Here is a 21,913-nt window from a genome sequence, read left to right on the forward strand (position 1 = left end):
AGGCCATTGAGGAGCGACCGTGACCCGGCCCGAGGTGACGTACTTCCGCGCCCGCCCCGCCGACCCCGGCGCCTTCAAGGGCCCGCCCCGTGCCTGCCTCCTGTGCCTGTTCGGCCTCTGCCATCGCTGCACGGGCCGCATGGTCGTCCGCGACGTCCACGGCGGCCGGCGAGACGAGGCGTGCGAACACCAGCACCGGCCCGGCCGCGGACCGGTCGCCCGGGTGATCGCCGACATCCCAGTACGGAGCCGGTCGTGAGGCCGCCCGTGCCGTACCACGGCGGGAAGCAGCGGATCGCCGACCAAATCGTCGCGCTGCTGCCGCCGCACGAGCACTACGTGGAGCCGTACTGCGGCGGGCTGTCGGTACTGCTGGCCAAGCCTCGCAGCCGGATGGAGACCGTCAACGACCTCGACGGCGAGCTGGTGACGTACTGGCGCGTGCTGCGAGATCGTCCCGGCGACCTCGAGGTGGCGGTTGGGCTCACCCCGCACTCCCGCGCCGAACACGTCGCCGCCTTCACTCCCGCCGCCGATGACCTCGAGGTGGCCCGCCGGGTCCACGTCCGACTGACGCAAGGCGTCAACGCCCGACTGCGGCCCACCGGCTGGCGCTGGCATCGGAAGACAGCCGGCGGGTCCACGATGACCGGCTACCTCGCCTGGTACCGCGACAGGATCCCCGCCGCCGCCGAGCGCCTTGTGGGAGTGTCGCTCGACTGCCGCCCCGCGCTCGAGGTGGCGCGCGAGTACGGCACCGAACCGTCGGCGCTGTTGTACGTCGACCCGCCGTACCCGGCCGAGGTTCGCAACAGCAGTAACTACCGGTGCGAGATGTCCGACCCGGCAGATCACCGCGAACTGGCCAAGGCACTCCACGAGTGCCGCGCCGCGGTCGTCGTGTCCGGGTACGCGTGCGACCTCTACGACCGGGAGCTGTACCCCGACTGGCACCGCCACGAGATCGCCGCCCAGACCACGCAGGGCGGCTCAGCGAAGGCGACCGCCGAGGTGCTCTGGTCGAACCGCCCGCTCGGCGTCCAGGGTGCCCTGTTCGACGTCGGGGGGCGGTCGGCATGACCGAGGGGCCGACGCTGCTCCCCACCGGCCGGCGCACCATCTGGCGCCAATACCTGGCCGGCGGACGGATCAACGCGGCCCCATGGGAGCACACCCGATCCGCCGGCGGCGTCGTCGGCAGCTGCCCCTGCGGCGGCTACCTCCGACCCGGCCCGCCGTACTGGATCGACAAACGCCAGTGGTTCCCCTCCACCTGCACAACCTGCGGCGCCGACTCGGCCGACCCCGGCCCGGCGCCCACCCGCAAGAGACGAGGAAGTAAGTGAGCGCGCCCTACCAGTTGTTCGACGTCCTGCCGGCACACATCGCCGACGCGCTGCGCGCCAGCATCGAGCGTTTCGGCGTGCTCGTCCCCGTGGTCCGCGACCAGCACGGCAACACGATCGACGGCCACCACCGCGCCCGGATTGCCGACGAGCTCGGCGTGGAGTACCGGGTCGACGTCGTCCAGGTCGCCGACGAAGACGAGGCACGGGAGGTGGCCCGGCACCTGAACTCCCGGCGTCGGCACCTGACCGGCGAGCAGTTGCGCGAGCACATCGTGATGCTGGCGCAGCGCGCCACCCCGGCAGGCATCGGGGAGTTGTCGCAGCGCGAAATCGCGCAGGTGGCAGGTGTCGCCCCGTCGTACGTCAACAAGGTGCTGAGCGACCCGCAGGTGTTCACCAGTGAACACCTGCCGGACTCCCGACGGGGCGCCGACGGGAAGGTTTACCCGGCTCGCCGACCAGAGTCCGCCCCGGCCCCGGCACCGCTGCCCACCCCTGAGCCGACCGCCGATGCGGTGGCGTGCGAGGCATGCGGCACCGAACTCCCCGACGACCAAGCCAAGGCCGGCTACCTCCGCTGCGACGAATGCGACGGCGAAGGCGACCACTACTCGGAGAACTTCCCCAACGGCCCCGGCCGGTGCGTCATGTGCCACGGCCGCCCCGAGGACCAGGACGAGCGCGAGACCACCCCGCCGCCGGCCATCGAGCCCGAGCCGGCCCCGGAGCCGCAGTGGTCCGATGACGAGCTGGCGCTGCGCGCCGAACTCGAGGCCGGCCGCACCGTCGTCGTCTCCCTGCGCGCCCACCACGCCAACCTCACCCGGTGGGCCGACGCCGCCGGGCTGCTCGTCCGCATCGACCGGCGCACCGACTGGGGCAACCCGTTCGAGATGCCCGCCGACGGCGACCGCCAGACCGTCATCCGGAACTACGCCGACCACTACCTGCCGCACAAGCCATCACTGCTCGACCGGATCGAATCGCTGACCGGCAAGGCGCTCGCGTGCTGGTGCGCCCCCGACGACTGCCACGGCGACGTGCTGAAGGAGGCGACCGAGCAGTGATGGTCCTGGACGACTTCGTGATGCTCGGCACCACCGTGCCCGAGCCGAACAGCGACGGCCGGGTGTTCGTCTGCTCGGCCGGCTACTCGGCCACGCTGCGGAGCCTCGTCCGGGTGTACCCGCTCGCCCGGCACGGCGCCCCCGCCCGCTGGTCGGTCAACACTGTCCGCCTGGAGCGGAACCCGCGCGACTCCCGGCCCGAGTCCTACCGGCTCGCCGGAGACCGCCGCCCCGGCGTGCACCAGCACATCAACCGGGTCTTCGAGGCGACCGGCACCGTACCGCGGACCGCCCGCGCCGAGCTGCTGCGCCGCTGCACCGTGTCATCCATCGCCGAGGCGAACGACCGCCGGCTGTCGCTGGCGATCCTGCACGCCGACGCGATGGAGCTGGAGTTCGAGCACAACCCCGCCTCCCCGGACTCCCCGCAGCTCGCCCTGTTCGACGTCGGTACGGAGATCCCGGCCGGCGCCCGACGGTTCCCGTACATCCCGCGCCTGCGGTTCGCCGACGACCGCGGCCCGCACCGGCTGATGCTCCGCGACTGGGGCGTCTACGAGCTGATGCGCAAGCACAACAACCTCACCCAGTTGTCGGACACCCAGCGGCGCCGCTACGTCGGCGAGGCTCTCCACCTCGATCCGTCGTGCTCGCTGCTGGTCGGCAACCTCAACAACCAGCGGACGGCCTGGCTCGTGATCTCGGTCCTCCGGGGCCTGCGGGCCGCCCCGTCGCTGTTCGACGCGATGGAGACCGCCGCATGACGTGGTTCAAGGTGGACGACACGTTCCACGCACACCCCAAGGTGCTCGCCACCGACCCGGCCGCGCTGGGTCTGTGGGTGGTCGCTGGGGCCTGGTCGAGCGCGCACCTCACCGAGGGATTCGTGCCAGACCACGCCTTGCCGCGGCTGCTCCCGGACTCGGTGCCGCTGGCTCGGAAGCTGGTCGCCGCCGGGCTGTGGCGTCGGGTCCGTGGAGGCCACCAGTTCCACGATTGGACGGACTACAACCCGGCCGCGAGCGACGTTCGAGCGATGCGCGAGAAGCGCGCGGCAGCCGGGCGGAAAGGTGGCCTGGCCAGCGGAAAGACCCGAAGCAACCAGGGAAGCAAAACCGAAGCACTTGCTTCGCCAATCGTTGAACCCCCGACCCGACCCGACCCGACCCCTATAGGGGGGCGCTCTTCGTACGTAGCTAGCGGTAGCGCGCGCGAAGAGCCGCCCCCCTCCCGATGCCCCGAACACCTCGACACCCCGGCCGACGGACCCTGCGGACCATGCGGCGACGCCCGACGCGCCCGCCAGCAGCACGACCGCGACCAGGCCGCCGCCGAAGCCCGCCGCATCGCCGAAGCACCCCGCTGCCGCAAACACCGCGGCCAGCTGGCCGGCTCGTGCGGCCCCTGCCGATCCGAACGCCTCGCCCGAGAGGAGGCCTGACCATGCCCGCCGCCCGATTCGCCGGCGAGTTCCGCGCCCAACGCTTCCAGCCCGACGCCTACCCGCGCTGGCTCCACCAGACCGACCAGACACCCGCCTGCCAGGGCGCCGACCCCGAGATCTTCTTCCCGGAAAAAGGCCCCACCGCGTCCGCACCGGCCCGCGCCATCTGCGACCGCTGCCCGCTGCTGGCCCGCTGCCGCAGCTGGGCGCTCGACCAGCCGACCGCCGACCTGCACGGCGTGTGGGGCGGCATGACCCAGTACGAGCGCGAGGCGTACCACCGCCGTCTGCGCGCGGCCCAGCGAGCCCAGGAGGCAGCGTGACCACCACCGACGACACTCGCGACCAGCAGCCCGTCACCGTCACCATCACCACCTCCGGCGCCTCGGTCACCATCACCGCCACCGCCGACCTCGACGCGGTCACCGCCCGGGCCACCGCGATGCACACCGAGGCGCACGGCCGCTGCGTCGCCGCGCCCCGCGACCTCGGGGGCGTGCTGTGACCACCGACGACTTCGAGCGCCGCTGGCGCGCCGCCGCCAACGCCGACCCGGGCCACGCCACCTACCGCGAGGCCGTGCCCGGCTACCGCCCCGGGTCCGCCGTGGGGCGCCGAACGGGGGCGAACCCGTACCCGAGTGAGGGTCCGGCCGATCCGGACGCTCTACGGCCCGCTGAGACGGCCGAGCCCTACATCGGCGACCCCTGGACCGCCGAACCCGACGACGCCGCCGTAGCCGTCGGCCAAGCCGCCGGAACGATGACCGTCGTCTGGCGCCGGCCCGCCGGCCCCCCGGTCACCGTCGAAGAGATTCGCCAGCTGTCCGCCGCGATCGAGCGGGACCCGGCGACGGACCTCAACGCCGACGCCGTGCGCGACCTCGCCGGCCCGGCCAAGCTCGCCACCGACGACGCCGTGTCCGCGCTCCGCAACGCCATCAACAGCAGCGGCCGACTCCGCCGCTCGTGGAGCTGGCGTCGGTGGTGGTGGCGGTGACTCACCCACCGACCCGGCCGTGGGCGCTCGCCTGCGGCATCTGCCTACGACTACGCCGCGCCGTACGCGGCTGGCTGATCTGCGACCAGTGCGACCGGCCGATCCCGACCGGCAAGGAGGCGTGACGATGCCGAGCCCCACCCCTCGGCGGCCCGCCGACTGCCACCCCGGCAGGCCCAGCCACGCACGCGGCAAGTGCGTCAACTGCTACGCCCGCGACTACACCAGGGCCCGACGGAACCACACCACCCCGCCCGGCTGGCGCCCCCTGATCGATCTCGACCTCGGTCACGCCTGCCAGTACGGCTACCACCGGCCCGCTGTGCGCGTGGTCGACGGCCCGCCGGACCAGCTCGACGGCTGGATCTCGCGACCCCGCATCACCGCCGCCGTCGCCAAGGTGCTCAGCGACGGTGCCGCCCGCACCACCACCGAGCTGGCCGACGACCTCGGCCTCACCGAGCAAGAGCGCTACGGCCCGCTCGCCCGGGCCCTGGCGCGGATGGCCGAAAGCGGCGACGTGCACCGGCTGCCCCGGCCCGGCAAATCCACGATCTGGAGGCTCGCAGCGTGATCGAGTGCGCCATCTGCCAGCGCGACGCCGGAACCGCGTACGCGTGCACCGGCTGCGGCGGTCGGGCGCTGCGGCAGCTCGCCGCCGTTGCCGACCTCACCCCGGCCGCCCGCGCCGTCGCCGCCGGGCTCACCAGCCGGGGCACCACCGTCGGCGGTGGCGGCGGTCGCGGCCGGCTTCCGCTCGACCTCGGCGCGACCGCCCGGCTCGACCAGACGCAGACGGTGCTGACCGCGCTGGTACGCGAGATCGCCGCCGAACGCGGCATCCCGGTGCCGGCCGGCGCCGACCCGCTGGTGACCGCCGCCCGCTGGCTGACCGCCCAGCTCGACTGGCTGCGGCACCGCGCACCCGAGGACTACCTCGGCCCGACGCAGGCGTTCGCGGACATCAGCGCCGCCGCCCGGGTCATCACCTCCGTGGTCGACGGGCCGGGCGACCGGCGATGGCTCGGCCAGTGCGGAGCAGAGACCGACGACGGCGAGTGCCGGGCCGACCTGCACGCGCGGGCGTACGCGGCGACCGCGACCTGCCGGGCGTGCGGCGCGGTGGTGGACGTGGCCACCCGGCGGGCCGAGCTTGGCTCGCTGGTACGCGGCTACTCGTACACCGCCGCCGAGATCGCCGCCGCGTACCCGATCCGGGCCGCGCGGATCCGCCAGTGGGCGTCACGCGGGCGGATCGTCGCGACGGGCGAGCATCACGGCCGGCCGACGTACGACCTGGGCGACGTGCTGAAGCGGGCCGCGCTGGAGGATGCGCGGCGCGCCGAGCGCAAGGCTGACCAGGAGCGTAGCCAGTGCGAGGCGGTGAGTAGTGGTGCGGCTTGACGCGAGATCACGAGGGGTGTCACACTCGGGTTCTGCGGATCGACGCTGCCCGGAAACGGGATCCGACCGCATCGCCTGTGTCTCGCCGGGGCGTCGTGTCGGCGAGCAATCGGGACCTCCGCGCATTCGCCCCGGGTCCCTCACCTCTCGCGAAGTAGGCCCCGAACCGTTCCAGCGGTCCGGGGCCTTCGCGTACCCGACTTCAGGGAGTCGAGCACATGCCCAAGCGTAAGGCCACCGGACGCCTCTTCCGGAGTGCGGCCAACAAGTACTACCACCGACAGGCGGCCACCGCCGAGCAAGACCGCAAGCGCCTGATTCACGAGGCGCTGCGCGACCTGACCGGGACCGAGGTCATCTACGCGATCCGGTGCCCGGATGGCCTGATCAAGGTGGGCCACACGGCCGACCTGGCGAGCCGGCGTCGCGCGTACGGCTCCGACCCGTCGATCGTCCTCGCCGTCCGGCCCGGCACGCTGGCCGAGGAACAGGCGATCCACGTCCGGTTGCGCCCGAGTGTTGCGCACGGGCAGGAGTACTACCACCCGACGCCCGAGGTGTTGGCCTTCGTCAACGAGATCCGGACGTCGTGCGGAGTTGAGCCCGTGGCGGTGCCGTGATGCCGCAGGGGTACATCTCCGCCAAGGCGGCGGCGAAGCGACTGGGCGTTGGTCGCGAGCTGATCGAGGGCTTGGTAGCCGGCAAGCAGATCGAGGGCATCGAGGTCGAAGGCAAGTCTGGCGCCAAGACCATCATGGTGAAGAGCGAGGCACTCCGGGATCTGGAGGCCAAGGTGCGAGGCGCTGCGACGTGAGCGAGGCGTGGCGTGCGCTCGGTGGACGCAGGCGCACGCTCGCACGCCAGGTGTACGCACGGGACAGGGCCACGCCCGGCTACCTCTGCCACTGCGGACGGCCCATCGACTGGACGCTGGCGTGGCCCGACCCGATGAGCAAGAGCGTCGACCACGTGCACGAGACGCAGGATGGTGGCGCACTGACCAGCCTGGACAACCTGGCCACTGCCCACCTTGGGTGCAACAGCAGCAAGGGCGCGCAGCGTAGGCGCGAGCGAGAGCGCGAGCAGCGAGCAGCGCAGGCCGTGGTCATAGCCATCGACCCACGCACCATCTGATCTACGTTTCCGCAGGTCAGGGCCTTTTTTAGGGCCCTGGCCTCGTCACCCCAGCGAAGCGGTGCCCATTTCTCTCTCCGAGATCGACACGGAGAGTTATTTCTCACCATGACGCCCGCCGGGTAGCTCCCGCCGGGAAGAGGGCCCCACGTCTCCCGGCGTGGGGCTTTCGCATTCCGGGAGTTCGATATGACAAGGAAGCCAGACACCCCGTGCGCCGGCTGCGGCAAGCTGTTGTACACGGCGCAAGGCTCGCTGCCCGCCGGTAAGCGACGCTGCCAGAAGTGCCGAGGTGCCGGCGCTGCGGGACGGCCCGGGAAGCCGGGCAATCTTCCCGGCCGTCACGGAACGGCGTGGCGAAAGCTGCGCAGGCAGGTCATCGCCGAAGAGACGAACTGCTTCCGGTGCACCGGCCCGGTCGACAAGGCGCTGAGGTTCCCACACCCCGATTCGCCGAGCGTTGACCATGTGGTGGACGTCGCGGCCGGCGGCGCGCCGCTGGACCGAGCGAACGTCCGGCTGGCGCACTTCGGGTGTAACTCGGCGGACGGCGCGACGAAGCGACGCCGGACCGATGGTGAGCGAGTTCGTGGCTTGTCCCCAGCCCGAGCGAGAGAGGCACTCATGGCGGCGAACAGGGTGGACGCAGACGAGACGCGGACTTTCCTGGCGCGCATCCGCGACAAGCTGGCCACCGAGATGGAGGCGGCGAGCGGTCGCGACTCCGTGGTAATCGCGAAGGAGCTGCGCGCGGTCGTTGCGGCCATCGCCGAGCTGGAAGCACCGACCGCCGAGCCGGATGCGCCGGAGCCCGACGGGGAGGTGGCCACCGGTGACCCCGTCGACCAGCTCCGCGCTCGCCGCGAGAAGAGGCGCGCAGACGCCGCGGATAGCGAACTACCCGCCGTACACGAGCAGCTCGGCGGCTGAGGCGATCGAACTCGCCGAGTCCGCCGGCCTGCGCCTGGACGACTGGCAGCGGTACGTGCTCCAGCACGGCCTCGGCGAGCACCGAGGCCGGTGGGCCGCGACCCGGGTCGGTTGCTGGGTGCCGCGCCAGAACGGCAAGGGCGGCATCATCGAGGCGCTGGAGCTGTTCTGGCTGTTCCTGGCCGGTGAGCGGCTGATCCTGCACAGCGCGCACGAGTACAAGACCGCACAGGAGGGTTTCCTCCGCCTCAAGGAGCTGATCGAGCGCTGTCCGGACCTGGACGCCAAGGTGGACCGGTACTGGCAGGCGAACGGCGAACAGGGCATCTCGCTGACCCGGAAGGCCGGTGGGGCGCGGCTGCGATTCGTGGCCCGGTCGCGGACGTCTGGCCGAGGCTTCTCCGGGGACAAGAACATCCTGGACGAGGGCCAGGAGCTGACCGAACAGCAAATCGCGGCCCTGATGCCGACGATCTCGGCCCGGCCGGACCCGCAGATCTGGTTCTTCGGTACACCGCCGGAGCTGCCCGACGCCTGGGCGTACCGCCTGAAGGCGGACGGCGAGGCAGGTAGGCCGCGGCTGGCGTGGTTCGACTGGGGCGCCGACCTCGATCTGGACAACCCAGTGGACCGGCTCCGGCTGGACGACCGGGATCTCTGGTACGCAACGAATCCGGCGATGGGCATCCGAATCCTCGAGGCCACCGTCGAAGACGAGCGGGCCGAGTCGGGCCTGGGCGAGAAGTTCGCGCACGAGCGGCTCGGCGTATGGTTGCCGGCCGCCGTGCCGGGTGCGGTGCTCGACCCGGCGATGTGGTCGAAAATGCTGGACCGGGAGTCGCGCCGCGGCGACGGCGAGCCGGTGATGCTGGCCTTCGACGTGACGCCTCTGCGGGACCACGCGACGATCGGCCTGTACGCGCTGCGGGACGACGGCCGGGAGCACATGCAGCTCATCGACCACCGACCCGGGACGGACTGGCTGGTGCCGCGGCTGGTGGAGCTGCGCGAGGTACTCGACCCGATCGGCATCGCGTACGACCAGAAGAACGGCGCGCACACGTTCCTGCCCGACCTGCGAGAGCACGGCATCGAACGGCCGCAGGACCGCGAGGAATGGGACCAGGATCCGAAGCGCGGTGACCTGTTGGAGCTGGACACCGCCGCTGCGGTTGATGCGGTCGGCCAGTTCATCGACGGCTTCCGGGCACCCCCGATCGAGATCGACGGAACGGCGGTGCCGCGGATGGCACACCTCGGACAGGAGCCGCTCGACGTGGCGGTGCGCGGCGCGGTGGCCCGCCCGATTGGCGACGCGGGCCAAATCGGGTGGGGCCGGCGGGCGTCCGAGGTGGATATCGGGCCGCTGTGCGCGGTGACCGAAGCTCGGTACGGCTACCGGCTCTGGGTGGACGTCGTTCTGGGCGACTACGACGTGGCTGACAGCGTCTTCTGAGGGGAGGCACGGTGAACAGGATCGCTACGACTCTCCTTGACCTTGCGGGCTTGCTGCTGGTGGCTGCCGGCGCGTACTACCTCGCCGAGCCGGCGATGGGCCGCGCGGCGCTGCTGGTGGCCGGCGGCGTGCTGCTCGGCGGGTCGCAGCTGGCGGCCCGGTTCGCCGAGTCGCGCCCCGGGGCAATGGATGGCCATTTCGGCGAGCGGCTGCGCGAGTTCGTCGCGCGGTGGACGCGCCGGCACCGTGAGGACGTGACGTGAGCCTGTTCCGCCGCGAGAAGCGGCACGCGACGATCGCGCCCGCCGATCAGCTCATCCCTGGCCGCTCCGGCGGCAAGCGTGGCGCCGTCCAGGTCACGAACGACACGGCGCTGCGCCACAGCGCGGTATGGGCCTGCCTGCGACTGCGGGCGGACCTGATGTCCACGTTTCCGGTGGACACGTACCGGAAGGTCGCGGGCCAGCAGGTTGAGGTGCCGAAGCCGCCGGTACTGGTGGCGCCGGGCGGCGAGCGGTGGGACTACGTGGACTGGATGTACGCCAGCCAGTTCGATCTCGACCGCGCAGGCAACACGCTCGGCCTGATCGTCGAGCGGAACGCGCTCGGCCTGCCGGCCCGGATCGAGTTGCAGCCGATTGAGGTGTGCTCGGTGACGCAGAAGCGGGACACCGGCGCCCTGGTCTACCGACTCGACGGCAGGGAGTACGGTCCCGAACAGGTCTGGCACGAGCGTCAATTCGTGGTGGCCGGACTACCGGTGGGGTTGTCCCCGATCGCGTACGCAGCCTGGACGATCGGCGAGTACCTGTCGATCCAGCAGTTCGCGCTGGACTGGTTCGGCGGCGGCGGCGTGCCGAAGGCCCGGATGAAGAACGTGGCGAAGACGATCGACCGAAACCAGGCACAGCAGGTCAAGGACGTATACCAGGCGAGCGTCGCCAACGGCGACCTGTTCGTGCACGGGTCTGACTGGGAGTTCAGCTTCCTGCAGGCACAGAACGTCGGCATGGAGTGGATCGACGGCAAGCGGTACGGGCTGGCGGACATCTCGCGTTTCCTCGGCGCGCCGGTCGACCTGATCGAGGCGGCCATCAGTGCCCCCGGGTCAATCACCTATCAGTCGGCGTTGCAGCGGAACCTGCAGTTCCTGGTGATGCACCTCGGGCCGGCGGTGGCTCGGCGCGAGAAGAACCTGAACAAACTGCTGCCCGCACCCCGGTTCGTGAAGCTGAACACCAATGCCCTACTGCGGATGGACCCGCAGACGCAGGCGAAGGTCATCACGGAGCGGATCAACAACCGAACGTTGGCCCCGAGCGAGGCCCGCGCCTTCTACGACAAGCCGCCGCTGACACCCGAACAGGAAGCCGAGTTCGATCGCTTGTTCGGTGCGCCCCGAAGTGCGATGTCAGAGGCGGCGACCCGGGCGACGGCCGGCTGGCCGTGGGAGCAAGTCAACCCGCTCAGCGCGGCCCCGTACCCGTACCCGGACCCGAGTGAGGTGGGACAGTGACCAGCATTCACGTTCGGCGGCTGCAGAGCCGGGTCGAGCGCACTGCGGCGCGGCTTGTCGATCTGGCCGAGCGTGAGCGGCTGTCGGTGGCGGATCTGGCTGGCGCCCGGCTGCCCTGGTATGCCGTGCGCAACCAGGCCGGTAACGAGGACGGCGACGGCGATGGCTTCGCCACGGTCTTCATCTTCGATGAAATCGGCGGGTCGCTCGGGGTCACCGCGAAGCAGTTCGTGGCCGAGTTGGAGGAGATCACCGCACCGGTGATCCGGCTACGGATCAACTCCCCGGGCGGGTCGGTATTCGACGCGATCGCCATCTACAACGCGCTGAAGCACCACCCGGCGCGCGTCGAGGTGTACGTGGACTCGCTGGCCGCGTCGGCAGCCTCGGTGATCGCCACTGCTGGTGACGAGGTCATCATGATGCCCGGCTCGCAGTTGATGATCCACGACGCTTCGGCGCTGGAGGACGGCAACGCCGAGGACCACGGCAAGATGCAGACGTTCCTCGATCGGCAGTCGGAAAACATCGCCGACCTGTACCAGATGAAGGGCGGCGGCACTCTCGCCGAGTGGCGCGATCTGATGAAGGCCGAGACGTGGATGTTCGCCCGCGAGGCCGTCCAGATGGGCCTCGCCGACCGGATATCGGAGTACGGGCCGGTCTCCGGTGACGCCGACCTCGAAGAGCGCATGCAGCGCCGCCACGATCTGGGCTACTACCGGTACGCCGGCCGCCGGGCGGCCCCTGCGCCAACCTCGCATCGGATCGCCATCAGCACCGATGGCGCCCGGACGTCGGCGCGCGACAGCTCCAGTGACGGCGAGCGTCGGCTCGCCGCGCAGCAACGGGCAGCCGCCGGGCCACGGCGGCGCGGTGCGGAGCAGTCGTCGGCGCGGATGGCCGCGTTCCCGGCCACCCTGCGAGCCGAGCTGGTCGAGCACGGTGGTCAGCAGCGGTACCACGTCACCGGGCACGCCTCCGTCGTCGAGACGCCGTACGAGATGTGGGACGCCCACGGCCCGTACATGGAGGTCATCGACGCCCGGGCGTTCGACCGCACCCTGGCCGCCGGGCCCGACGTGGCGTTTCTGGTCAACCACCGTGGCGTGACGATGGCCCGCACCACGAACGGCAGTCTCAAGCTCTCCATGGACGGCGTCGGGCTGGCCGTGGAGGCGTGGCTCAACCCGAAGCGGCAGGACGTCACCGACCTGGTCGTGGCGATCCAGGACCGCGACATCACCGAGATGAGCTTCGCGTTCATGCTCGGCGACGGCGGCGGCAAGTGGTCCTCGGATTTCAGTGAATTCCGGGTCACCGACGCCGATATCGACCGCGGCGACGTGTCCGCCGTCAACTACGGCGCCAACCCGTACACCGACGTGGCGGCCCGCGCCCGCGAAGTTCTCGCTGACCTGGATCACCTACCGGCCGGTGCCGCTCGCGCCGCCATGGCGCGGTTGAAGCTCCGCGCCGACCTGACTCCCGCAACTCCCCCCGCTGCGCCCGTTCGGGCTGTCGATGCGGGCGATTCGGCGGGCCGCAGCCTCGTGCACGTCGCGGCGCTGCTCGACGAGGACTGATCCGGCACTCAGACCGGGCCTCACTGCACCATCCAACTCACGCGCACACCGGCCGGCACTCAGACCGCGCCGATGGCTGCACGCACGCTCGCCGACGGTCAGATCGGTAGCGCACGACAGCGCACGCGGAGGCAATCCCCAACCGCTGCGACCGAAGGAAAATCGATGACTCTCGACGAGCTGATTCTCTCCATTGAGGTGGAGAGGGAGCAGGCCACCAAGAAGCGCGACCGCGCGGTGGCCGAGGTGAAGACGATCCTGGCGAAGGCCCGCAACGAGGGCCGCGCCAACCTCACGGAGGAGGAGGACGCCGACTGCCAGACGGCGTTCAAGCGCCGCGACCAGGCCAAGGCCGAACTCGCCGGCATCGAGCAGAAGCTCGACAACGCCCAGCGGGCGAAGGCGGCCGAGGAGGAGGTCGAGATCGGCCTGCTGGAGCGCCGCGCCGACCCGAAGACCGCCTCGGCGAAGCCGGCGTACGACCGGGTGGCCCGGATCGGCACCGAGGAGCGCACCTACCACCGCGGCAACACCCGCGGCGGTGGCCCGTTCATCCGCGACGTGGTCAACCAGTTCCTGTACCGGGACCTGGAGGCCGAGCAGCGACTTGCCCGGCACATGCAGGAAGAGCGGGTCGAGCGCGGCCAGTACCTGGAGCGGGCGGTCGGCACCGGCGCGTTCGCCGGCCTGACCGTGCCGGCCTACCTCACCGAGCTGTACGCCCCGGCGGTGGCCGCGCGTCGGCCGTTCGCGGACGCGATGACGAAGCTGGACCTGCCGCCGTCGGGCATGACGGTGAACATCTCCCGCATCACCACCGCCTCGGGCACCGCCCTGCAGTCCTCGGAGAACAGCGCCGTCCAGGAGACGAACATGGACGACACGCTGCTGACCGAGAACGTGCAGACCGCGGCCGGCCAGCAGACGCTGTCCCGCCAGGCGATCGACCGGGGCACCGGCATCGAGGACGTCGTGATGCGCGACCTGCAGCGCCGGTACGCGACCACGCTCGACTCGACGATCATCAACCAGGCCACCACCGGCCTGACGAACATCGCGACGGGCATCACGACCGACGACACCACCCCGACCGCCGCCGAGCTGTACCCGAAGATCCTGCAGGGCGCGTCGGCGTCGGAGGCGGCGCTGCTCGGCCAGGCCGACCCGGACCTGGTGCTGATGCACCCCCGGCGCTGGTACTGGTTCCAGGCGGCGCTGACGACCTCGTGGCCGCTGATCGGTCAGCCCGGCATCGCCACCCAGCAGGGTGGTGTGAACTACGGCGAGATCTACGGCTCCGGCTTCCGCGGCCTGCTGCCGAACGGCATGCCGGTCGTGGCCGACGCCAACGTGCCGACGAACCTGGGCGGCGCCACCAACCAGGACGAGATCTACGTGGTGCCGCGTGACGAGTCGTTCCTGTGGGAGGACCCGGGCGCGCCGCAGTTCATTCGGGCCGAGCAGGCGGCGGCGGCGAACCTCGGCGTCCTGCTGGTGTTGTACGGCTACTTCGCGTACACGATGCGCCGGTACAGCAACTCGCACCAGAAGTTGTCCGGCACCGCGCTGGTCACGCCGAGCTTCTGAGCATCCGATGAGGCTGATCCGCTCGTTCCCGACGACCGTGCCGCCCGGCCGGGCCCATGTGGTCGACGGGATCGAGCGGCTGCTTCTGGAGCGGTACGACTACACCCCGCTCGGCGACATCGACGACGACGTGCTGCTCATCGAGTGGGACCTCGCCGTCGGCCAGGAGCAGCTCCTGGCGTTCGCCGAGCGGGCCGCCGGCCAGTCCGAAGACGTGCTGGTCGCGCCGTACCGGTTGTATGCCGGCAACTACACCTCCCGAAGCCTTCGGGAGACGGTGTGGGCGCACCGGAGGTGGCCGGACTACCGGCATGTGGCGACCGGCGACCCGGTTTGCAACATCTTCGGCTTCGGCCTGACCTACCTGCCCCGCAAACTCGTGCGCGGCTACCTCGACGCCCGTGCCGCCGCATCCGACGGCAACACGTGGGGTTTCAGCGACGGGAGCTTCTCCGGCTGGCACCACCGCTGCGTGAAGCCCAATGTGCCGATCGCCTGGGACGTCCAGCCGGTGCATCTGAACTACCAGCTGCCATTCCGACGGGAAGGAACCTGATGAGCACCGAAGACACCGTGCCGGCCGCCGGCACCGACGTCGACTCGCGGAAGCGGGCGCTGAAGATTCAGCTCGCCACAGCCGAGGCCACCGGCGACGGCCCCGCCGCGCGGCGGCTGCGCGGCCAGCTCGACGCGCTCGGCCGCGAGGTGGCGGCGAAGGACCGCGAGGCGGCGGCGCAGACCGAACCGGAGACGGCGACTTCCGCCCCGACCGGCCGTACCACGGGTCCGGCGAAGAGCACCACGGCGAGCAAGTAGCCCACCCCCGCGCGATGGGGCCCGAACCCGGCCGACCGGGCGGGCCCCGTGGCGCATCTACCCCCACCTACCACCCGAGGTGCCCATGCAAGCCCGTACCCACTGCGGCGGCTGCGGTGCCGCCGACCTGATGCCGTTCCTGGATCTCGGCAGCACCCCGCTGGCCGACGCCTTCCCGTTCACCGCGGACACCGTTCAGCAGACCTACCCGCTGCGGGTCGCGGTGTGCCCGGCGTGCTGGCTGGTGCAGCTCCTGGACGTGGTGCCCGACGGCGAGCTTTACGGCGCCGACTACGGCTTCTACAGCTCGACCTCGCCGAGCATCCGCGTGTACGACGCCGAGTTCGCCCGGTGGGCGCTGGCCCGGTTCCCAAACGAGATCAAGCGCGGCGTGGTGGAGGTGGCGTGCAACGACGGTTCGCTGCTCCAGCACTTCGCGGCGGCTACATCCGGCCCCGTCTGGGGCGTCGAGCCGGCGCTCGGCCCGTACGAGGCGGCAACCGCCCGGGGCCTGAACGTGCTCGGCGAGCCGTTCCGCCGCATCGTTGCGGAGAGCCACGTGGACGAGTTCGGTTCCGGCGGTCTGGTGATCGCGAAGAACGTTGCCGCGCACGTCGCCGACCTGCCCGACTTCCTCGCCGGGATCGCGCACCTCATCGGCGACGACGGCGCGGCGGTCATCGAGGTCCAGGACGTCGCCGCGCTGCTGCTCGGCAACCAGATCGACCACGTCTACCACGAGCACCGCTTCTACTTCAGCGCGACCAGCCTGTACGCCGCCCTGACCTACGCCGGGATGGTCGTCACGGACATCGAGCGGACGCCCGCGCAGGGCGGCAGCCTCAGGGTGACGGCCCGATCCCGGACCGCCGCGAGCAGCTCCGGCCCGAAGCTGGAGCCGATGTTGCTCGGCGACGCGTGGTTGCGGCTGTCGGCAACGTACGGCGCGATGCAGGGGCGTGCGGCGGCGCTGCGCGCCCGGCTGCTGGATCTGCTCGACGCCGAGCGTGTCGCCGGCCGGACGGTCGCCGGGTACGCCGCGACCGCGAAGTCGTGCACGCTGCTGAACTTCTGCGGGATCGGCCCGGACCGGCTGGCGTACGTCTCCGACACAACGCCGCACAAGGTCGGCCGGTTTACGCCCGGTACGCACATCCCGATCTACAGCCCGGAGGACCCCGCTTCCTCGGACACCTACCTGTTGCTGGCCTGGAACTACCTCGGCGACGTGCTGCGCCGTGAGCGGGAGTTCGTCGAGCGCGGCGGCCGGTTCATCGTCCCCATCCCCTCCCCGGTGGTGATCTGAGTGGAGATTCGGAAGATGGCCGTCGTGCTGCCGGTCAGCGCCGAGGTGGCGGCCGACACGTTCGACGCCGGCCGAGCGTTCGCCCGGTACCTGAATGCGACCCCGGAGCAGCGCGCCGAGTGGGAGCGCCAGGCGGCCGACCAGCGCCGCGCCGAGCGTGAGGCCGCGACGCCGGTAGCGCTCACTCTGGACGTGCTGCTGGACAAGCTCGGGTGGTCACGCGAGTACGCCGAGCACGTCGTGCAGCCGTACTGCCGGTGCGAGGACACCCGCGACGGGTGGGAACGGTGCCAGCACGCGGACGATCTGGGGCTGGACCGATGAGGGCGCTCATCACCGGCGTGACCGGACAGGACGGCTCCTACCTCGCCGAGCAGCTTGCCGCCGACGGGCACGAGGTGTACGGCCTCATCCGGGGCCAGCGGAACCCGCGACGGGCCTGGATCGAGGGCCTCGTACCCGGCATCCGCCTGGTCGACGGCGACCTACTCGACCAGTCGAGCCTGCAGCACGTCCTCGCCGCCGTCCGGCCCGAGGTGGTCTACAACCTCGGGGCGCTGACGTACGTCGGCATGAGCTGGCAGCAGCCGGCCGTGATGACCGAGGTGACCGGGCTCGGCGTGCTGCGGCTGCTGGAGGCAATCCGGGTGGTTGACCCGGCGATCCGGCTGGTGCACGCGTCCAGCAGCGAGATGTTCGGCGCGGTGCGGGAGATGCCGCAGAACGAGCTGACGCCGTTCAACCCGCGCTCGCCGTACGGCGTCGCGAAGGTGTTCGCGCACCACACGGTGGTGAACTACCGCGAGTCGTACGGGCTGCACGCCAGCACCGCGATGATGTTCAACCACGAGTCGCCCCGGCGCGGTCCGGAGTTCGTGACCCGCAAGGTGTCGCTGGCCGCCGCTGCGATCGCGACCGGCCGGCAGTTCCGGTTGTCGCTCGGCAACCTGGACGCCCGGCGCGACTGGGGATGGGCGCCGGACTACATGCGGGCGCTGCCGTTGATGGCGGCCCGGCCGGAGCCCGGCGACTGGGTGCTGGCGACCGGCGAGACGCGCTCGGTGCGCGAGCTGGTCGAGACCGCATTCGCCGTCGCTGGGCTGGCCTGGCGCCGGTACGTCCGGGTCGACCCGGCGCTGTACCGGCCGGCCGACGTGGAGGTGCTCTGCGGGGACGCGAGCAAGGCGGCGGCCGAGCTGAACTGGAAGCCGACGGTGGGATTCGCCGAGCTGGTGGCCCGGCTGGTCGACCACGACCTGAGGGAGGCGCGGTGAAGGTGCTCTCCCCGGCGGTCACGATCGTGCTGGCCAGCCACATGAAGCCGTACCTGCGCGACTCGATCGAGTCGGTGCTTGCCCAGACCCGCCGCGACATGCAGGTGCTGGTGGTCGACTCCGGCCAGTGGATCGGGCAGACCGACGGCCGGTCCGCGCAGATGGCCAGCATCTACGCCGAGTACCACGGACACCCGCTGATCGAGTGGGTGACGACCGGCGAGGGCCCGGAGCTGCGCCGGCACCGGTGCCCGATCGGCTGGACGACGAACGAGGTGATCCGGGCCGGCCTGATCCGGGGTCGGTACGTCAGCACCTTCTACGACGACGACCAGTACGGTCCGACGTTCGTGCAGCGGATGGCCGGCTACCTGGACGACCACCCGGACGCCCGTGCGGTCTGGTGCTCACAGGACCGGGTGCGGCTCGACCCGGACGGCACGGAGACGCTGGTCGGGGTGATCCGGGCGAACGGGCCGCGCGGTCCGGGGCAGTTCGACTGCCAGGTCGACGGGGCGCAGATCATGATCCGGCGCGAGGTGCTGGACGCGATCGGCGACCCGTGGCTTCCGGAGGACCCGGGCGACTCGTGCCGGCACTCCGACGGCATCTTCCTGGAGCGGCTGGCCAGCGTGGTCGGCACGGTGCCGGCGATCGGCGAGGTGCTGCTACGGCACCGGTTCACGCCGCTGTCGACGTACACGCCGAGCCCGAGATGAGACTCCCGCCGGCCGGGGGGTGGCCCGGCCGGCGGGGCTGACGCTAGGAGCGTGGCGCGTGGCGACTCCCGCCGCATCGATCTTCGGAGACCAGGTGCCGGTCGTCACCAGCGCGGTCGACGTGACCGCGTTCACGCTCGGCACGAAGTGGTCGGCGAGCGTCCGCGGTGCAATCACCCACGGCCGCTGGTACTTCCCCGACGTGGCACCGGATGGGCCGACCGCCTGGGTGCTGTATGACGAGGTCACCGAGGCCGAGATCGCCCGGGCGGAGTTCACCGATACCGCCCCGGGCTGGCGGACGGTGGCCCTGGATCCGCCGGTCGTCTACTCCACCCCGGGCACGGTCATGGTCGCCGCGGTGGAGGCCGTCACCCGGTACGTGGCGACGGCGGGGCTCTTCGCCGACGGGCCGGTCATCAGCGGCCCGCTGACAGCGCCGGGCGATGGGGACAACGGCCGGGTCGGCATCGGTGCCGGCTACCCGCCGTCGACCTTCGGCGACACCTGCTACTTCGCCGATCTGCTCTTCGCGCCGTCCCTGTCGGCCGGTCCGCGGATCACCACCGGCACGCCGCCGGGTCGGATCACCAGCAGCACGCCGGGGAGGTGGAGATGAGCGCCCGCGACGTGGGGGATCAGATTGACATCCGGTACGAGGTGCGCGACGCCGACGGGGACCTGACGGCGGCGACCGTCTCGGTGGCAGTGACGCAGCCCGACGGCACCCTGCTGTCTCCGGCGCCGGTCGTGTCCACTCCGAGCGTCGGCATCTACGACGCCGGGTTCGTTGCGGACCAGGCCGGCCCATGGCGGTGGACCTGGACGGCGGCGGGCGCGGTCACGGACGTCAGCCACGGCCAGGTCGACGTCGGCGACCCGTCGATCGGCACGTACGCGACCCTGTCGCAGCTCCGCTCCATGCCGAAGATCACGACGTCGGACCGGGACGCGCTGCTCCAGGTGGCGTTGTCGGCGGCGGCCCGGGGCATCGACGGGGTGACCGGTCGCCGGGACGGCGGTTTCTACCGGGACTCGACGTCGAGCGCCCGGCAGTACGAGGTGTGCCGCAGCACCGTGCCGACCGACCGCCGGGTAAAGCTGCTGGTGGACGAGATCGGCAGCACCGACGGGCTGACGGTGGAGACCGGCGACGGCACCACCTGGACCGCGGTGACCGGGCACCGGGTGGATCCGCTGAACGCGCTCGCCGACCGCCGACCGATCACCGGCCTGACCGCGTCGTCGTGGGGCCACGACCTGGTGCGGGTGACCGCCCGGTGGGGCTGGCCGGCGGTGCCGGACCAGGTGGTGCAGGCGACCCTGATTCTGGCGCTGCGGCTGTACGGCCGGAAGGACTCGCCGACCGGCATCGCCGGGGACGGGCAGATGGGCGTGGTCCGGCTGGCCCGGGCCGACCCGGACGTGATGAGCCTCGTGGGCCGGTACGAACTGCCCGGGATCGCCTGATGGACATCAAGAACATCCGGGCGGCGCTGGCGACAGCAGCCGGCACCGTGGTGCTGCCGGACGGCACCCGGCTCCAGGGCTACGCGCGGGTGCCGGGCTCGCCGGACCCGCCGTGCGCGTACCCGGCCCAGTCCGATGGCACCTACGGCGACACTCTCGACGACACCGTCGCGGCGACGGTGACGCTCCGGATCCTGACGGGCCGGGGCGAGGACGAGGCGGCGCAGGAGCTGCTTGACGCGCTGCTGGCCGCCGACGGCCCGTCGTCGGTCAGGGCCGCGATCGAGTCGGATCCGACGCTGGGTGGGCTGTGTTCCGACCTGGCGGTGACCGGCTGGTCGGGCTACGAGTCGTACGACGTCGGCGGGGTCGAGCGGTACGGGGCGGAGCTGACGGTGGAGGTGCTCGGGTGAAGTGGCTGGTCGTTCACCCGGGCCCGAACTTCAGCGTGGCCGACGTCTACGCCGGCTGGTGCGACGCGCTGCGCGACCTCGGTCAGAAGGTTTCCCGGTACGCGCTGGACGAACGGTTGACGCTCTACGGGTCGGTGCTGGTCGAGTGCGGGCCGGGTCAGTTCCGGCACGCCTTCGACGGCCCGGCCGCGACCGAGCGGGCGATCGACGGCCTGTACTCGCACCTCTACCGGTGGCGCCCCGACGTGCTGCTGGTCGTCAGCGGGTTCTTCGTCCCGGCCGATCTGCTTGACCTGGCCCGGTCGTACGGCACCCGGGTCGTCACGCTGCATACCGAAGAGCCGTACGAGCACGCCCGCGAGCTGGCCCTGGCTGCGCACGCCGACCTGGCGCTCGTCAACGATCCGACCAACCTGGACGCGTTCCGCGCGGTCACCCGGGCCGAGTACGTGCCGCACGCCTACCGGCCGGAGATCCACCATCCGGGGCCGCCGGCCGCCGACTGCGCCGCCGATCTGGCGTTCGTCGGGACCGGCTACCCGTCGCGGATCGCGTGGTTCGAGGCGCTGCACGGGGCCGGCGCGCTGGACGGCCTGGACGTGCTGCTCGGCGGCAACTGGCAGGCGCTCGCCGAGCCCTCGCCGCTGCGGAAGTACGTCGGCCACGACCTCGAGGCGTGCCTCGAGAACACCGACGCGGCGGACATCTACCGGTCCGCCCGGGTCGGCGTCAACCTCTACCGGCGCGAGGCCGAAACCGAGGCGCTCGCTGCCGGCTGGGCGATGGGTCCGCGCGAGGTGGAGATGGCCGCGTGCGGCATGTACTACCTTCGCGACCCGCGCGGCGAGGGTGACGAGCTGCTGTCGATGCTGCCGCGCTTCGCCTCGCCCGGCGAGGCCGCCGAGCAACTCCGGTGGGCGCTCGCACACCCAGACTCCTGTGCCGCGACCGCCCGCGCTGCCCGGGAAGCGGTCGCCGACCGCACGTTCCGAAACCACGCCGCGCTGTTGCTGCGCTGGCTCGACAGGAAGGACTGACCATGGCAAGGCTGCATGGCCGGCGCGGGCGGGTCTACATGGGCATCGCCAGCGACACGGCGGAAGCGTCACCATTGCCGTTCATCGCCACCTGGAGCATGAACTTCGTGACGGACAAGCAGGACGTCACTGCGATGGAGGACACCAACAAGGTCTACGTGGCGGGTCTGCCCGACGCGTCCGGCGAGTTCGGCGGCTTCTACGACGACGCGACCGCCCAGACCTACACCGCCGCGACCGACGGCCAGCCGCGCAAGTTCTACCTCTACCCCGACCGGTCGACCAACACCAAGTACTTCTTCGGCACCGTGCTCCCCGACTTCTCGGTGAACGCTGGTGTCTCGGCCGCCGCCGCCATCTCGGCGAGCTGGAACGCGGCGAGCAGCATCGTCAAGGTCGGCTGACC

Annotated in this window: 32 protein-coding genes; 31 read left to right on the forward strand and 1 reads right to left on the reverse strand. The window is 71.4% G+C overall.

The window, feature by feature from the left end; genetic code table 11:
- On the reverse strand, nt 1-196 hold a 196-nt coding region (locus O7626_RS00005; protein ID WP_278058009.1), incomplete at its 3' end, for a hypothetical protein.
- 59 nt (nt 197-255) lie between these two features.
- Between O7626_RS00005 and O7626_RS00010 the strand changes: the two genes are divergently transcribed.
- From O7626_RS00010 to O7626_RS00160, 31 genes are all read left to right on the forward strand, one after another.
- Nucleotides 256-1,080 carry a DNA adenine methylase gene (locus O7626_RS00010; RefSeq protein ID WP_278058011.1) on the forward strand — a complete coding sequence of 275 codons (825 nt, stop codon included), beginning with the start codon at nt 256-258 and terminating at the stop codon, nt 1,078-1,080.
- Nucleotides 1,077-1,346, forward strand: coding sequence for a hypothetical protein (locus O7626_RS00015; RefSeq protein ID WP_278058013.1), 270 nt, complete (start codon nt 1,077-1,079; stop codon nt 1,344-1,346). The genes O7626_RS00010 and O7626_RS00015 overlap by 4 nt, the downstream gene beginning before the upstream one ends.
- A complete protein-coding gene (locus O7626_RS00020; protein ID WP_278058015.1) occupies nt 1,343-2,416 on the forward strand; it encodes a DUF4326 domain-containing protein in 1,074 nt (357 codons plus the stop codon). The genes O7626_RS00015 and O7626_RS00020 overlap by 4 nt, the downstream gene beginning before the upstream one ends.
- Nucleotides 2,413-3,180: a hypothetical protein gene (locus O7626_RS00025; RefSeq protein ID WP_278058017.1), complete on the forward strand. Its 768-nt coding sequence runs from the start codon at nt 2,413-2,415 to the stop codon at nt 3,178-3,180. The genes O7626_RS00020 and O7626_RS00025 overlap by 4 nt, the downstream gene beginning before the upstream one ends.
- Nucleotides 3,177-3,857: a hypothetical protein gene (locus O7626_RS00030; protein WP_278058018.1), complete on the forward strand. Its 681-nt coding sequence runs from the start codon at nt 3,177-3,179 to the stop codon at nt 3,855-3,857. The genes O7626_RS00025 and O7626_RS00030 overlap by 4 nt, the downstream gene beginning before the upstream one ends.
- A 2-nt stretch (nt 3,858-3,859) precedes the next feature.
- Nucleotides 3,860-4,183: a WhiB family transcriptional regulator gene (locus O7626_RS00035; RefSeq protein WP_278058020.1), complete on the forward strand. Its 324-nt coding sequence runs from the start codon at nt 3,860-3,862 to the stop codon at nt 4,181-4,183.
- Nucleotides 4,180-4,365 carry a hypothetical protein gene (locus O7626_RS00040; RefSeq protein ID WP_278058022.1) on the forward strand — a complete coding sequence of 62 codons (186 nt, stop codon included), beginning with the start codon at nt 4,180-4,182 and terminating at the stop codon, nt 4,363-4,365. The genes O7626_RS00035 and O7626_RS00040 overlap by 4 nt, the downstream gene beginning before the upstream one ends.
- Nucleotides 4,362-4,859 carry a hypothetical protein gene (locus tag O7626_RS00045; RefSeq protein ID WP_278058024.1) on the forward strand — a complete coding sequence of 166 codons (498 nt, stop codon included), beginning with the start codon at nt 4,362-4,364 and terminating at the stop codon, nt 4,857-4,859. The genes O7626_RS00040 and O7626_RS00045 overlap by 4 nt, the downstream gene beginning before the upstream one ends.
- Nucleotides 4,856-4,984, forward strand: coding sequence for a hypothetical protein (locus O7626_RS00050; protein WP_278058026.1), 129 nt, complete (start codon nt 4,856-4,858; stop codon nt 4,982-4,984). The genes O7626_RS00045 and O7626_RS00050 overlap by 4 nt, the downstream gene beginning before the upstream one ends.
- 2 nt (nt 4,985-4,986) lie before the next feature.
- Nucleotides 4,987-5,433 carry a hypothetical protein gene (locus O7626_RS00055; RefSeq protein ID WP_278058028.1) on the forward strand — a complete coding sequence of 149 codons (447 nt, stop codon included), beginning with the start codon at nt 4,987-4,989 and terminating at the stop codon, nt 5,431-5,433.
- Nucleotides 5,430-6,263, forward strand: coding sequence for a hypothetical protein (locus O7626_RS00060; protein ID WP_278058030.1), 834 nt, complete (start codon nt 5,430-5,432; stop codon nt 6,261-6,263). Before O7626_RS00055 ends, O7626_RS00060 begins: the two co-directional genes overlap by 4 nt.
- A gap of 218 nt (nt 6,264-6,481) precedes the next feature.
- Complete coding sequence (locus O7626_RS00065; RefSeq protein WP_278058031.1) at nt 6,482-6,883, forward strand: hypothetical protein; 402 nt, start codon at nt 6,482-6,484, stop codon at nt 6,881-6,883.
- A complete protein-coding gene (locus O7626_RS00070) occupies nt 6,883-7,077 on the forward strand; it encodes a hypothetical protein (protein ID WP_278058033.1) in 195 nt (64 codons plus the stop codon). Before O7626_RS00065 ends, O7626_RS00070 begins: the two co-directional genes overlap by 1 nt.
- On the forward strand, nt 7,074-7,397 hold the full coding sequence (locus O7626_RS00075; protein WP_278058035.1) for an HNH endonuclease: 324 nt from the start codon (nt 7,074-7,076) through the stop codon (nt 7,395-7,397). The genes O7626_RS00070 and O7626_RS00075 overlap by 4 nt, the downstream gene beginning before the upstream one ends.
- Nucleotides 7,398-7,586: 189 nt before the next feature.
- Nucleotides 7,587-8,327, forward strand: a complete 741-nt coding sequence (locus O7626_RS00080) for a hypothetical protein (RefSeq protein WP_278058037.1) — start codon at nt 7,587-7,589, stop codon at nt 8,325-8,327.
- A complete protein-coding gene (locus O7626_RS00085; protein WP_278058039.1) occupies nt 8,230-9,783 on the forward strand; it encodes a hypothetical protein in 1,554 nt (517 codons plus the stop codon). Before O7626_RS00080 ends, O7626_RS00085 begins: the two co-directional genes overlap by 98 nt.
- Before the next feature lie 11 nt (nt 9,784-9,794).
- The gene (locus O7626_RS00090; RefSeq protein WP_278058041.1) at nt 9,795-10,046 is read left to right on the forward strand and encodes a hypothetical protein; all 252 of its coding nucleotides are present in this window, start codon (nt 9,795-9,797) and stop codon (nt 10,044-10,046) included.
- The gene (locus O7626_RS00095; RefSeq protein ID WP_278058042.1) at nt 10,043-11,299 is read left to right on the forward strand and encodes a phage portal protein; all 1,257 of its coding nucleotides are present in this window, start codon (nt 10,043-10,045) and stop codon (nt 11,297-11,299) included. The genes O7626_RS00090 and O7626_RS00095 overlap by 4 nt, the downstream gene beginning before the upstream one ends.
- A complete protein-coding gene (locus tag O7626_RS00100; protein ID WP_278058044.1) occupies nt 11,296-12,885 on the forward strand; it encodes a head maturation protease, ClpP-related in 1,590 nt (529 codons plus the stop codon). Before O7626_RS00095 ends, O7626_RS00100 begins: the two co-directional genes overlap by 4 nt.
- Nucleotides 12,886-13,050: 165 nt before the next feature.
- The gene (locus tag O7626_RS00105; protein ID WP_278058046.1) at nt 13,051-14,472 is read left to right on the forward strand and encodes a hypothetical protein; all 1,422 of its coding nucleotides are present in this window, start codon (nt 13,051-13,053) and stop codon (nt 14,470-14,472) included.
- A 7-nt stretch (nt 14,473-14,479) separates the two neighbouring features.
- The gene (locus tag O7626_RS00110) at nt 14,480-15,028 is read left to right on the forward strand and encodes a hypothetical protein (protein ID WP_278058048.1); all 549 of its coding nucleotides are present in this window, start codon (nt 14,480-14,482) and stop codon (nt 15,026-15,028) included.
- Nucleotides 15,028-15,288, forward strand: a complete 261-nt coding sequence (locus O7626_RS00115; RefSeq protein WP_278058050.1) for a hypothetical protein — start codon at nt 15,028-15,030, stop codon at nt 15,286-15,288. Before O7626_RS00110 ends, O7626_RS00115 begins: the two co-directional genes overlap by 1 nt.
- 85 nt (nt 15,289-15,373) lie before the next feature.
- Nucleotides 15,374-16,594 carry a class I SAM-dependent methyltransferase gene (locus O7626_RS00120; protein WP_278058052.1) on the forward strand — a complete coding sequence of 407 codons (1,221 nt, stop codon included), beginning with the start codon at nt 15,374-15,376 and terminating at the stop codon, nt 16,592-16,594.
- Nucleotides 16,595-16,918 carry a hypothetical protein gene (locus tag O7626_RS00125; protein ID WP_278058054.1) on the forward strand — a complete coding sequence of 108 codons (324 nt, stop codon included), beginning with the start codon at nt 16,595-16,597 and terminating at the stop codon, nt 16,916-16,918.
- Nucleotides 16,915-17,868: a GDP-mannose 4,6-dehydratase gene (locus O7626_RS00130; protein WP_278058056.1), complete on the forward strand. Its 954-nt coding sequence runs from the start codon at nt 16,915-16,917 to the stop codon at nt 17,866-17,868. The genes O7626_RS00125 and O7626_RS00130 overlap by 4 nt, the downstream gene beginning before the upstream one ends.
- Nucleotides 17,865-18,587 carry a glycosyltransferase family A protein gene (locus tag O7626_RS00135; protein ID WP_278058058.1) on the forward strand — a complete coding sequence of 241 codons (723 nt, stop codon included), beginning with the start codon at nt 17,865-17,867 and terminating at the stop codon, nt 18,585-18,587. Before O7626_RS00130 ends, O7626_RS00135 begins: the two co-directional genes overlap by 4 nt.
- A 58-nt stretch (nt 18,588-18,645) precedes the next feature.
- Nucleotides 18,646-19,206, forward strand: coding sequence for a DUF4082 domain-containing protein (locus O7626_RS00140; protein ID WP_278058060.1), 561 nt, complete (start codon nt 18,646-18,648; stop codon nt 19,204-19,206).
- Nucleotides 19,203-20,057, forward strand: a complete 855-nt coding sequence (locus O7626_RS00145; protein ID WP_278058062.1) for a hypothetical protein — start codon at nt 19,203-19,205, stop codon at nt 20,055-20,057. Before O7626_RS00140 ends, O7626_RS00145 begins: the two co-directional genes overlap by 4 nt.
- Nucleotides 20,057-20,470 carry a hypothetical protein gene (locus O7626_RS00150; RefSeq protein WP_278058064.1) on the forward strand — a complete coding sequence of 138 codons (414 nt, stop codon included), beginning with the start codon at nt 20,057-20,059 and terminating at the stop codon, nt 20,468-20,470. Before O7626_RS00145 ends, O7626_RS00150 begins: the two co-directional genes overlap by 1 nt.
- Nucleotides 20,467-21,507 carry a glycosyltransferase gene (locus O7626_RS00155; RefSeq protein WP_278058066.1) on the forward strand — a complete coding sequence of 347 codons (1,041 nt, stop codon included), beginning with the start codon at nt 20,467-20,469 and terminating at the stop codon, nt 21,505-21,507. The genes O7626_RS00150 and O7626_RS00155 overlap by 4 nt, the downstream gene beginning before the upstream one ends.
- Before the next feature lie 2 nt (nt 21,508-21,509).
- Nucleotides 21,510-21,911, forward strand: coding sequence for a hypothetical protein (locus O7626_RS00160; protein WP_278058068.1), 402 nt, complete (start codon nt 21,510-21,512; stop codon nt 21,909-21,911).
- The last annotated feature ends 2 nt before the right edge of the window (nt 21,912-21,913 follow it).

Origin of the sequence: Micromonospora sp. WMMD1102 (assembly GCF_029626265.1) — a bacterium.
Lineage (GTDB): Bacteria > Actinomycetota > Actinomycetes > Mycobacteriales > Micromonosporaceae > Plantactinospora.